Annotated in this window: 11 protein-coding genes and 2 tRNA genes; 10 read left to right on the top strand and 3 right to left on the bottom strand. The window is 58.7% G+C overall.

Annotated elements, in window-relative coordinates:
* Positions 1 to 301: 301 nt before the first annotated feature.
* The 6 genes from AB6M95_RS14285 to AB6M95_RS14260 all read left to right on the top strand — a co-directional run bounded on the left by AB6M95_RS14285 (position 302) and on the right by AB6M95_RS14260 (position 2,718).
* The gene (locus tag AB6M95_RS14285) at positions 302 to 1,189 is read left to right on the top strand and encodes a universal stress protein (protein ID WP_371387417.1); all 888 of its coding nucleotides are present in this window, start codon (positions 302 to 304) and stop codon (positions 1,187 to 1,189) included.
* An 8-nt stretch (positions 1,190 to 1,197) separates the two neighbouring features.
* Positions 1,198 to 1,620: a PEGA domain-containing protein gene (locus AB6M95_RS14280; protein ID WP_371387416.1), complete on the top strand. Its 423-nt coding sequence runs from the start codon at positions 1,198 to 1,200 to the stop codon at positions 1,618 to 1,620.
* Between the two features lie 3 nt (positions 1,621 to 1,623).
* Positions 1,624 to 2,109, top strand: a complete 486-nt coding sequence (locus tag AB6M95_RS14275; RefSeq protein WP_371387415.1) for a DciA family protein — start codon at positions 1,624 to 1,626, stop codon at positions 2,107 to 2,109.
* Positions 2,110 to 2,148: 39 nt separating this feature from the next.
* Positions 2,149 to 2,499: a hypothetical protein gene (locus tag AB6M95_RS14270; protein ID WP_371387414.1), complete on the top strand. Its 351-nt coding sequence runs from the start codon at positions 2,149 to 2,151 to the stop codon at positions 2,497 to 2,499.
* Between the two features lie 59 nt (positions 2,500 to 2,558).
* Positions 2,559 to 2,633, top strand: a tRNA-Gln gene (locus tag AB6M95_RS14265).
* Positions 2,634 to 2,640: 7 nt separating this feature from the next.
* Positions 2,641 to 2,718, top strand: a tRNA-Glu gene (locus AB6M95_RS14260).
* Positions 2,719 to 2,770: 52 nt separating this feature from the next.
* Here the strand turns inward: AB6M95_RS14260 and AB6M95_RS14255 are convergent.
* The 3 genes from AB6M95_RS14255 to AB6M95_RS14245 form a co-directional block, all read right to left on the bottom strand.
* Positions 2,771 to 3,853, bottom strand: a complete 1,083-nt coding sequence (locus AB6M95_RS14255) for a tyrosine-type recombinase/integrase (protein ID WP_371387413.1) — start codon at positions 3,851 to 3,853, stop codon at positions 2,771 to 2,773.
* Positions 3,854 to 3,892: 39 nt separating this feature from the next.
* The gene (locus tag AB6M95_RS14250) at positions 3,893 to 4,138 is read right to left on the bottom strand and encodes a helix-turn-helix domain-containing protein (protein WP_371387412.1); all 246 of its coding nucleotides are present in this window, start codon (positions 4,136 to 4,138) and stop codon (positions 3,893 to 3,895) included.
* Positions 4,139 to 4,417: 279 nt separating this feature from the next.
* Positions 4,418 to 5,374 carry an integrase domain-containing protein gene (locus tag AB6M95_RS14245; RefSeq protein WP_371387411.1) on the bottom strand — a complete coding sequence of 319 codons (957 nt, stop codon included), beginning with the start codon at positions 5,372 to 5,374 and terminating at the stop codon, positions 4,418 to 4,420.
* Positions 5,375 to 6,195: 821 nt separating this feature from the next.
* On the opposite strand from AB6M95_RS14245, the gene AB6M95_RS14240 reads away from it, so the two are divergent.
* The 4 genes from AB6M95_RS14240 (at position 6,196) to AB6M95_RS14225 (ending at position 11,015) form a co-directional block, all read left to right on the top strand.
* Complete coding sequence (locus tag AB6M95_RS14240; protein WP_207264524.1) at positions 6,196 to 6,684, top strand: helix-turn-helix domain-containing protein; 489 nt, start codon at positions 6,196 to 6,198, stop codon at positions 6,682 to 6,684.
* The gene (locus AB6M95_RS14235; protein WP_338668032.1) at positions 6,681 to 7,409 is read left to right on the top strand and encodes a DNA-methyltransferase; all 729 of its coding nucleotides are present in this window, start codon (positions 6,681 to 6,683) and stop codon (positions 7,407 to 7,409) included. The genes AB6M95_RS14240 and AB6M95_RS14235 overlap by 4 nt, the downstream gene beginning before the upstream one ends.
* Positions 7,410 to 7,573: 164 nt before the next feature.
* Positions 7,574 to 9,022 (top strand): sigma-54-dependent transcriptional regulator, encoded by a 1,449-nt coding sequence (locus tag AB6M95_RS14230; RefSeq protein ID WP_371387410.1) that lies wholly within the window; start codon positions 7,574 to 7,576, stop codon positions 9,020 to 9,022.
* A gap of 163 nt (positions 9,023 to 9,185) precedes the next feature.
* Positions 9,186 to 11,015: a sensor histidine kinase gene (locus AB6M95_RS14225; protein ID WP_371387409.1), complete on the top strand. Its 1,830-nt coding sequence runs from the start codon at positions 9,186 to 9,188 to the stop codon at positions 11,013 to 11,015.
* Positions 11,016 to 11,021: the final 6 nt, after the last annotated feature.

Here is an 11,021-nt window from a genome sequence, read left to right as displayed (position 1 = left end):
TCCGGGGGCCTGATCAGGCCCCCGGAACCGGTGGACGAACAATAAAAGTGTTACCCATGTACCCGGGCAGAAGTGTTACCCATGTTTCCGGTTGCACAGGGAACCCTTTTCTCAAAGGGTTCCCTTCCCCCCTTCCCCCGACCGCCGGAGGCATCCTTTCCCTCCTTTTTTTTGCAAACGTTGCGCGGCTTGGATTATGCTTGCCCTGGCCGGAGGATTTTTGCGATAGTATGCTAGGACATTCGCCAAACCGGTTGGCGAAGCGCTGCCGGGATTCCACCGGCCGGACAAGGAGCTCGACATGTTCAAGAAGATTTTGTTGGCGGCGACACCGCAGATCGACTCGCAGACCGCTCCCCGGGCGGCCTTTGACCTGGCCCGTTCTCGGAACGCGGAGGTGATATTGTTCCACAGCCTGCCCCTGGAGCGGGACGCGTGGTGTTCCTTCGACGACCCGGAGGACCGGGACAGGATGATCGCCTCGGCCGAGGCCAAGATCGAGGACTTCTACAAGGACGATCTCAAGGACATCCCCCATTCCATCCGGGTGTCCACGGGCAGCGCTCACGAGCAGATGCTCAAGATCATCCACGCCGAGGGCGTCGATCTCATCGTCATGGGGCACCACACGCAGCCCCCGTACCGGGCCGACCGCATGTGGGGCGTGGTGGACACGACCATCCGCAAGGTCTGCGCCAACGTATTCTGCCCGGTCATGGTGGTCACCAATACCGTGCCCGCCGGGGCGGGGATCAAGCGCATCGTCATGGCCACGGACTTTTCCACGCCGTCGGATTCGGCGTTGTGCTACGCGGTGCAGATGGCCACGTCCTTCGGCGCGCACCTGGACATCTTCCACGTCCTCGATGTGGGCCAGGCCACGCCCAATCCGGCCTACTACATGCAGTCCATGCAGATTTTCATCGACAAGGCCATAGGCCGCATGCAAAGCCGGTACGCCCGGGCGCTGGAAGGCATCAGCCACGAATTCCACTGCTGGGAGGGCGTGCCGTACGTGGAGATCCTCAAGCAGGCCCGCTGGCAGGAGGCGGACCTGGTCATCATGGCCCAGTACTCGTCCAGCGAGGACCACGCCAAGCCCTCGGTGGGCTCGACCACCATCCAGGTGGCGCTCTCGCCGGGCTGCCCGGCCGTGCTGGTCAACTACCGCGCCCGCACGTGCATCTAGGAGAAGACATGGCCCGCACCCTTGCCGTTCTCGCCTGCCTCGCCGGTCTGCTGACGCTCAGCGCCTGCGGCGTGCCCAGGCAGAAAATTCCGGTGTCCACCGATCCGCTGGGCGCAACCGTGTACGCCGACGGCGAGAAGACGTGCGCGTCCACGCCCTGCTCGGTCAGCCTGGACCGCAAGTCCGACCATCTGCTGACCATCGTCAAGGACGGCTACGAGCAGGAGGAGGTCGTGCTGCACCGCCGGTTCCAACCGGACAAGGCCCTGCGCGACGGGGTCATCTCCGGGATGATCCTGGGCGGCGGCCCGGAGGGCGTGGCCTCCCGGACGGCCAAGGAGGTGGACGAACAGGAGCGCAGCGGCGAGGCCTACGTGCTCGAACCATCCATCGTGACCATCAAGCTGACGCCCAAGGGCGCGGGGAACTGATTCATGGCATACAGACGCACTACGGACCGCACCGGGCGGCGGCGCAAGGCCCAACGCGTGGGCGAGGCCCTGCCCGACCTGCTCAAAGGGTTGGACCGCGCGGGCGGCCGCGACCTGGTCCGGCTGTGGCGCGCCTGGGACGAACTGCTCGGCGACGTGGCCCGCATGGCCCGCCCCCTGGGGCATCGCGGCGGACGATTGGTCCTGGCGGCGGACGATCCCATCGTCATGCAGGAGGCCCATTATCTCGGCCCGATGATCCTGGAGCGGATCAATGGATTTTTAGGCAAGGAAGTCTTTGACAAAGTGGTATTCGAACTGCTAAACGGCAGAGTTCCTTTGGACGGGGAGACCCGGCCGGAGGCCCCTAAGCCTCCGAGGAAACTTAAAAAACCTGAGAAGTTAGGCAGCTTGAATGAAAAGCTGGACCCGGATTCGCCGGTTGGCAGATGTTACCGGGCGTACCAGCGCATGTTTGACGACTCATAACCGAATTCCGCCTCAGGGCATTTTTTTAAGGAGTACACCATGAGTGAAGAAGTAAAAGAAATTTCCTTTGACGAGCTTGGCCTGACCAAGCCGCTGGAAAAGATGACCGCCAAGGAGCTGCGCGCCCTGTGCATCGACAAGCTCCCCATGATCACCGGCGCTTCCGGCAAGGAAAAGGACCAGCTGGTCCAGGAGATCAAGGACGTCTTCGGCATCGTCGAAGAGGAGCAGATCTCCCCGTACAAGAAGCAAATTCACGAGATCAAGCGTCAGATCCGCGCCCTGCGCGTGCAGAAGAGCGAGACCGAAGGCCGCGCCCAGCGCGATCGTCTGCGCCGCCTGATCACCAAACTGAAGAAGCGCACCCGCCGGCTCGCCCGCGCCGTGTAATTTCTGCAAAAAAGAAGTTGACATAAAGAGGCCTACCCCTTAAATCATCTTCTCGCTGCTGGGCTGTCGTTCAATTGGCAGGACGACGGGTTCTGGCTCCGTTAATCAAGGTTCGAGTCCTTGCAGCCCAGCCAAATTTGCGTCCCCATCGTCTAGCCTGGTCCAGGACGGCGGCCTTTCACGCCGTTAACAGGGGTTCAAATCCCCTTGGGGACGCCAAGGAAATACAAGGCCTTACGCACACCGCGTAAGGCCTTTTCCTTTCCACGTGTCACCCGCAAGTGTCATTTTTCCGGGCTCGGCCTCCGACCGCATCGGCCAGGGCCGCATCCAGGGCATCCACGGCACCGGTGGTCTTCTTCGTCCGGAGGATGTAGCGCTGGGTCGTGGCGATGGACTTGTGCCTGAGCAGGTGCTTCACTTCCATGATGGTCGCACCGTTGTCGATAGCCACTCGGGCAGCCAGGTGGCGGATGCCGTGAAAACCGAACGGTTTTACCCCGGCTTCGGCGCACAACCGCTTCAGCCACCGATTGTTCGGGTCCAGAAGACCGTTGAACCGATTGCCGAAGACCAGATCCTCGGCGCCGGACACCAGCTTCCATTCGGCCAGCTTGGCTCGAAGCCCTGCGGACATGGGGAGCTCATCGAATTCCGCGTTTCCGCTTCGCCGCTTCCGTGTCCAGTAGCCGACAAGCCCGGAACCGAAGTCCACCTCGCTCCACTTGAGCTTCCAGAGCTCGCTCCTGCGCGGCGCGGTATGGAAGGCCAGCAACAGCAGTTGCCTACGACGAGGTCCGGCCAGGTCCACCACCTTGCGGAAGTCGCCCAACGGCGGGACGTAGCGCGGGTGGCGATCCTCGGGGAACCTGTCCACATGCTGGAAGGGATTGTCCCTGTCCAGATTGAGGTACTTGATTCCCCAAACCCAGGCGGCGGCGAGATTCTTGCGATCCTTGTTCGCCGAATTCCCGGTTACCGTCCTGGAGACCTTGGCCAGATGCTCCAGAGCCACGTGAAGGCTGATTCGCCCGACCAGCGACCGGTCGTCCCTGAGGAAAGACCCCAGTCGCTGGAAAGCCAACCGCTTTTCGTTGTAGGTCTTCCGGCACATCGTTGCCTCGACGTGATCGAGGTAACGATTCGCCCATTCCGTCACGGTCAGAGCCCGGCCAATCACATCGGCCTTGGCAGGGTTTCTCTGATCGGCCACCTTCAATGCCTTGACGGTTTCGCCTTCCCAGTCCCCTGCCTGTTTCTTGGTTTCAAAGAACTTCGTGCGCCTGATGATCGGACCATGTGTCGGGGTGAAACGCACCACGCCCCTCCACCGTTTTCCTTCCTTGTAAGGCATCATTTCTCCTGCAGGGAAGGTCGCTTACCATCATTGAAGTTACCAAATGCCATGACGATCCGTCAAATCCGACCGACTTCCGCCTTCGTCCGTGACTGGCGTCTTTTCTGCATGGCCGACCTGGCCCCTGGCGATGTACGCCTTGAGCAGATCATGGTGAAATCGGATGCCCCGTTTACCGATCCGAAAAGCCCCCAGCGCGGAAAGCATGGCCGGAGTTCTGACCAGGCTTTCCGAACAATTCAGGATTCGGGCGACATCCTTGACTTTCAATGCGTTCGACATGCGACCTAAACCAAAGGGTTAAACACCTGTCCCGGTGCGGGACTCCCAGCCAACCCTTCAGTTTAAGCACACCGGCACCTTTGACCTCAAGGAATCGGGATAGGGTATTTTCACTTTTTTCGATGAGTCGCTCATCAGGGGGCGAAAGTCCTCCCCGCCCATCGGCCACAAGCCGACGGGCGGAGGGGACGGTTGCCTGGAGATGAATCGCTCAGGCGATTCATCTCCAGGCAGCCTCACGCCCAAAAGGAAACCCCGCCGGAAATGGCGGGGCTTCTTCTAACGGGAACAGCCAAGATAGGCGTCGGATACGTCACGGCGGCCAGGGGAATGGCCTGCAGTGACTTCGATGTCGTTACGGGCTTCGGCGTCGAGCCGAGGCCATTCGTCCCCAGCGGTGCCCCGTGCAGCCTTCTGGAAAGATTCCACGGAATCATGCTGGTTGGGTGGCTGAAAACCCGTGTGCTCGACGTACATGCGATGGAACCGTTCATGACGATTGCTGTGCAGCGTCCACCCGCTTTCCTTCTTGGTGAACCCGCAAAGCCTGGCCGCGTAGGACAGCTTTTCCTGCCACTTGTCGCCCATCCCGCTCGGCATGAGATTATGAATCCCCGGCCTGTCGGATTGGCTGACGTATGGCAGAGCTCGCTCAAGAGCATCCTGCTGCCGATCGGAGAGATTGTGCAGCGTCCTGGGGCGACCACCCTTCGGGCCATACTGGATGTGAAGAGTGCGGCCTTCCTTGTCCCAATCGTTGATCAGATCGACTTTTGCCGATTCTTCGCGTCGGAGCCCCAGTTCGTACTGAAGCCGGATCTGAGCGGCGCACCGGGGACCGTGTTCGTATGACGATTCGGTTTCCAGTTTGGCGATTGCCCCCAAGACGAATTCAGGGGCAACCGCCTTGCTGTTGGCATTGGCAATGGTCCCGCGCTTCACGCCGAACACGTCGTTGGTCGGGCTGATGCGGGTGTTGCCGTATGCTTCGCACAGGTGACGAGCTGCCGAAAAAATTTCAGCTATGCGCCCGTCACCCACGCCCTGTTCTTTCATCTTGGCGGCCACCGCCGCAAAATGTTTGTTGGAAATGTTGGTCCATTTGCGGACCCCAAACCCGGCTTCACGCAACCGGCCTGCGAAGGCTTTGGCGTTCTGCCGGATTCTGTGCTGTTTCGAGCGCGGGCCGGACAAGGTTGCCCTGTTCGCGCCCAGTACCAGACTGATGGATTTCATATGGATCTCCTTCCTGAAGTTCGAGGCAGTGCCCCGGGACAAAGCAGGTCGGACTTTCTCCGTTTGCCGGGAAATGACCTGCCTATGGCGCGAATGCGCCACACAACAACCGACACGGGACAAATCAATGTCCGTTTCCCACAGGAGGAAAAATCCTGAGAATCCATTCAATAAGGGGTGCCACCACGCAGGCTCGTTCGTCCTGCGCATAAGGGGTGGCCGTGGGGGAATTTCGACAACGGCAGATTTCTAGATACCTGTCGTTTGCCCGGCGGGGGTGCTGTGTTTCAGCCTGGCGTTAGGATGTGAAAGCGTGCCGTTTGGAAATGAACGGCAGCGAAGTGTTAGATGTTACGGCGTGTTAGTGCCTGCTTAAGCGTTCATCAGTTTAGACTTCGTCAAAACTTATGAACGCGCCTTAGGTGCGTCATACCTCCTTTTGGTGACCAATTTATCCGGTGGATATGCCCTACCATATGACGCCACGAAACCTTCGCGCAAGCTCCGGCGGCACGATTTCTTTCCCTCCCGCCGATTTTCCACGAGCGTGACGCAAGCAGCCGCCGGAGCAAGGCCAGGCCCTTCGGGCACCCGGCGAGCCGGGCGGCCTTGCCCCGACGGCTTTGCTTGCGTCGTGATTACCGCAGGCGACGGCGAGAGGGATGGCGGGTTCGACTCCGGCTCAAGGGATATCCTCAGGTCCCTGCTCACGCATCCACCCCAAAAAAGCAACAAATCCCTTGCTGCTGATTATCAACTTATTTATTAACAGTGTTAAACAACTAGTTGCTTAACACTGTTAACAAGGTGGTTGATTAACCATGGCCGAAGATGACGACGTTGACCTCACCCCTGTGAAGACCCCGGAACAATTGTTGAAAGAAGAAGTCGGGCTTTATCTGAAGATTGTCCGGGAGAATCGGCACAAGCCCCTCAGATGGGTCGCCCAGAAATTGGGGTGCTCCAGCTCGTTCATATCCCAGATCGAAAAGGGGGACGCTTCGATTCCACTGGATCGGGTACTCGACTTCTCCCTTGCCTATGACCTTCCTGTTCCGGAGTTCGTTCGAATCGTTCTCGTCACCATGCACAACGACACGTATAGAGCGCTGATGAGCATACTGGAGAATGACCCGGAAATGGCTAATGCCGCCAACAGTTGCCACACGATTGCAAATCCCAAAGAACGAGCCAAGCGGCGCAAAGCTCTCAACCCTGGGCTGAGTTCAAAATCGCTTCAACGAATGCGGGAATTCATCTTGGAAAACCAAAAGCCGACGTATGGAAAGCCGGTGGCAGGTGATTCGTGATTGATTTACGGAAACAAGACCATCTGGGGGTAACCTCGTCGTCCGAAGACGGCGACATCCACAACGATGATGCGTTCCTTTTTTTGGAGAATTGTCCTTCCCACCGGTACGAGGCCATAATCACCGACCCGCCTTTCGAGATCGGTATCGCCGGCAAGGATTGGGATTGCAAAAAGCTTCGGATCGACGTTCTAGCCTACCAATTCCATCGCGTTCTGAAACCTGGCGGCAATGTCTTTGTGTTCTGCTCGGATTTCCAATTCGGCGATTGGTATCGAGAGCTTTCCCGCTATTTTACCAAGTTGCGCAAATATGCCTGGTGCAAACCGGATTCACGAGGCACCAACAAGGGGATGTTTCAGGAGAGCTTCGAACTCGGGCTGCATGTGTGCTCAGAAAATTCATATTTCGACAAGGAAGGCCGCTATAAAAATTATGTGGTCGCTGGAAAAACATCAGGGAATGAACGGATGATGCCTGACCCCGATGAGGAATGGTCAACCAAGAAGGGCGAAAAGACCCTTCACCCAACGCAAAAAAAATTGTCGGTAATTGAGACTCTGGTTACCGCATTGAGCAAAGAAGACGACACCATTCTTGATCCCTTTGCCGGCACCGGGACGCTTGGGGTCGCAGCCAAAAATTTGGGCAGAAAATTCGAGATGGTCGAGTACGGCTTCCGAAACCACATTGCGGCATGGGACAGGATTCTAGGGGAAGAGTGAGTCCCTTTTTCCTTTACCCGCAAATGCCGATTCAACGTGGGGCGCAACGTCTCTTAAGAGTCCGGCATACTTCAAGCCGACTTCGATGGACGCCCCCCCATTTGGGGCAAAAGTTTCAATGATTGTCAGTTTGAAGACGCATGTGTTAATGCCGAGACATCAGCTTGCGAGACCTGTCTAAGATTGAGGTCAATCCGACAGGTTCGTCTTCCGGCGAGAATTCGCCGGATCAATCACGGCAAGGCTTTTTGAGAATGACGAACACCGACCAGATTGCACCGGGCCTCAACGTCCTCATCGTCGACGACGAGGCCAACATCCGAAAGACCATGTCCTACTGCCTGGCGGCGGAGGGACATACGGTCGTTGGCGTCAGCAATCCGACCGACGCGATCGGAGAAGTCCGCCGGAAGGCCTTTGATCTGGCCTTCGTGGACCTCAGGCTGGGGGATGAGGACGGCATGGAACTCCTTCCACGGCTGACCACGGAATCCCCCTGGACCAAGATCATCGTCATCACCGGTCACGCCTCCATAGAAAGCGTCGTGGAGGCCATGCAGCGCGGGGCGACGGACTACATCGTCAAACCCTTTTCAACGGACCAGCTCAAGCTGATCTCCCGCCGGGTGGGCCGGATCAGGGAACTGGAAAACGAGGTCGCGTCCCTCAAGGAGGGGCTGCAACGTCTCGGACCTGAAGAAAGCCTTCAAAGTGCCTGTACAGGGATGCAACGGGCCATTAAAACGGCGCGGAAGGCAGCGCCATCGGAAGCTATCGTTTTAATCCTCGGCGAAAGCGGGGTCGGCAAATCGGTGTTCGCCAGGGCGATCCACCACTGGAGCCTCCGATCCTCGCGGCCCATGTCGGTCGTCTCCTGCCCGGCCATCCCGCCAGACCTTCTGGAGAGTGAACTGTTCGGGCACGCCAAAGGAGCGTTTACCGGAGCCGTCCGGGACTATCCGGGGCGCATCGCCGCGTGCGAAGGCGGCACGCTCTTTCTGGACGAAATAGCCGACATCACCGCGCCCGTTCAGGCCAAGCTACTCCGGTTCATCCAGGACAAGGAATACGAACGCCTGGGCGAATCCGTCTCCCGCCGCGCCGACGTGCGGATCGTCGCCGCCACCAATGCGGATTTGGAACGTATGGTCAGCGAAGGCCGGTTCCGGGAAGACCTCTTTTACCGGCTCAACGTCATAAGCCTGACCGTTCCTCCGTTGCGCGAACGAAGGGAAGACATCCCCGCCATGGCAAAGGAGTTCCTGGCGTACTTCGGCAAGACCAACCACAAGAGGCTTTCCGGTTTCACGGAAGAAGCGCTCCAGGCCCTTCAGGACCACGCCTGGCCGGGCAACGTCCGGGAACTCCGCAACGCCGTCGAGCGGGCGGTGATTCTGAGTTCCGGCAACACCGTCGACACAAACGACCTCCTGGAAAACACTCACCAATCTCCCACAAGCATCTCCCTCGGCGACATGGTTCCCCTGACCGCCGTCGAGGAGCAGCATATCCGCCGCGTCCTGGCCAAGGCTGCCTCCCTGCAGGAAGCGGCGGACATTCTCGGCATCGATCAGACCACCCTCTGGCGCCGCCGCAAGACCTACGGTATCTAGACAAGAATCGCATTGCATTTTGCAATGCCCGATTAGCTCTTCCTTGCAGATTGCAAGGCAGGTCCCTTATTTCGTTCAGCAACGTGCTGAAATAACAGGTGTACGTGTTGGCATCAGCCTTGCTTGACTGAATCTGATTCCAGAAGAATGGGAGTCGTGAACAATGACACTGAAGAAAAAAATACTGATCGGATATGGCGTGGTCTTCGCGCTGCTGGGGCTGGTGGTGGCCTGGTCCGTCACGAACCTGGTATCGCTGGGGAAGGCCTCGGACGCCATTCTGAGCGAGAACTACCGAAGCATCCTGGCGGCGGAAAACATGATCGATGCCCTGGAGCGCCAGGACAGCGGCATCCTGCTTCTCTTCCTGGGGGATGCCGAACAAGGCGTATCCCAGTTCCGGGACAATGAAGCACTCTTCCTGGAATGGTTCGCCAGGGCCAAGGACAATATCACCATTCCCGGGGAAAAGGAGTTGGTCGAGTCGATCGAAAAGGACTTTTCCGCCTACCGGCGGCAGTTCTCCATGCTGACGGACCAGCGTCCTTCGCAGGCCGTTGTCCCCTCGTTGTCCGTGTACCAGAATGACGTTCATCCTTTCTTCCTGAAGGTCAGGGAAGACTGCGTGAACCTCCGCCACCTCAACGAGGAGACCATGTACACGGCGAGCCTCAAGGCCGGACGGGTCGCCAGCTACGCCTTCTGGTCCACGGTGTTGGTGGCCTCGGCGGCCTTCATCGTCGCCCTTGTGTTCAGCCTGATGCTCTCAAAACGCATCACCCGCCCTCTGGACCGGTTCGTGGACGCGGCGAGGCGGATATCGTCCGGGGATTACACCGTCAAGGTGCCGGTGGAAAGCGGTGATGAACTGGGTGTGCTCGCTGAAGAGTTCAACCGGATGGCCATCCAGTTGGGACGTTTCCACGAAATGAACATTGACCAGATCATTTCGGAAAAAAACAAGGGCGAAGCCATCCTGGCGAGTATCGAAGATGGACTTGTCGTCTTCGACACGACCCTGCGGGCGACGAGCCTCAACACTGCCGCCCGCCGGATACTCGGACTGGGTCTTTCCGAATCGGGCGTTGCGCCCGAATGCGACGAAATCATTCCTGAAGGACAGGTCCGCGATCTGGTCCGAAAGGCCGTCGACACCGGGAGAACACCGAATATCCCCGACGAGCAGCGTGTCGCCACTTTCGGGAACGGAGACCGGCCCAGGCATTACCTGTTTTCAGTCACCGTCATCCGGGGCAGGGAAAAGGCACTCTCAGGTGCCGTGCTGTTGCTCCGCGACATCACCCGGATGAAGGAGATCGAACGGCTGAAAAACGACTTCGTCATGGCCGCCTCGCATGAATTGAGGACACCGTTGACCAGCATGGGCATGAGCATCGACCTGCTTCTCGAACACGTGGCACAGAAGCTGGAGGAGAAGGATCGGGATCTGTTGCAGGCCGCCCATGAGGAAGTGCAGCGCATGAAGGCGCTCGTCAGCGACCTGCTCGACCTGTCCAGGATCGAGGCGGGAAGAATTGAACTGGAGTTCGACAGGGTTCCGGTCTCCACCCTGTTCGAGCACGTTCATGCGGTCTTCAAGGGGCAGTTGGAGAGGAAGGCGATCCACCTTGTCCTGAACGCCCCCCGGATCAACGTTCGCGCCGATGCGAACAAGATCACCTGGGTGTTGAGCAACCTGGTCTCCAATGCCATGCGCTATGTGAACGAAGGCGGAACCATAGAGCTCGCAGCCAGTATGGCCGGTCCGTATGCCCACCTGACCGTCAAGGACGACGGGCCGGGCATTCCGCAAGAATACCAGACCAAAATTTTCCAGAAATTCGTCCAGGTGAAGGGGCAGGATGCCGGAGGCACCGGACTGGGCCTTGCAATCTGCAAGGAGATCGTTCGCGCCCACGGCGGTTCCATCTGGGTGGAATCCGCCGCAGGTAGCGGGAGCACCTTCACCTTCACTTTGCCGGTGGCGCAATAGGAGAAC

The sequence above is a fragment of the Pseudodesulfovibrio karagichevae genome, assembly GCF_041414475.1.
GTDB classification, from domain to species: domain Bacteria; phylum Desulfobacterota; class Desulfovibrionia; order Desulfovibrionales; family Desulfovibrionaceae; genus Pseudodesulfovibrio; species Pseudodesulfovibrio karagichevae.
Note: the sequence above shows the minus strand (reverse complement) of the source record. Positions and strands in the feature narration are given on the sequence as shown.

Coding starts and splice junctions, on each gene's coding strand:
- AB6M95_RS14250 (WP_371387412.1), bottom strand. CDS start 4,138: ATGTCGAACGCATTGAAAGTCAAGGATGTCGCCCGAATCCTGAATTGT.
- AB6M95_RS14240 (WP_207264524.1), top strand. CDS start 6,196: ATGGCCGAAGATGACGACGTTGACCTCACCCCTGTGAAGACCCCGGAA.
- AB6M95_RS14275 (WP_371387415.1), top strand. CDS start 1,624: ATGGCATACAGACGCACTACGGACCGCACCGGGCGGCGGCGCAAGGCC.
- AB6M95_RS14285 (WP_371387417.1), top strand. CDS start 302: ATGTTCAAGAAGATTTTGTTGGCGGCGACACCGCAGATCGACTCGCAG.
- AB6M95_RS14245 (WP_371387411.1), bottom strand. CDS start 5,374: ATGAAATCCATCAGTCTGGTACTGGGCGCGAACAGGGCAACCTTGTCC.
- AB6M95_RS14270 (WP_371387414.1), top strand. CDS start 2,149: ATGAGTGAAGAAGTAAAAGAAATTTCCTTTGACGAGCTTGGCCTGACC.
- AB6M95_RS14255 (WP_371387413.1), bottom strand. CDS start 3,853: ATGCCTTACAAGGAAGGAAAACGGTGGAGGGGCGTGGTGCGTTTCACC.
- AB6M95_RS14280 (WP_371387416.1), top strand. CDS start 1,198: ATGGCCCGCACCCTTGCCGTTCTCGCCTGCCTCGCCGGTCTGCTGACG.
- AB6M95_RS14225 (WP_371387409.1), top strand. CDS start 9,186: ATGACACTGAAGAAAAAAATACTGATCGGATATGGCGTGGTCTTCGCG.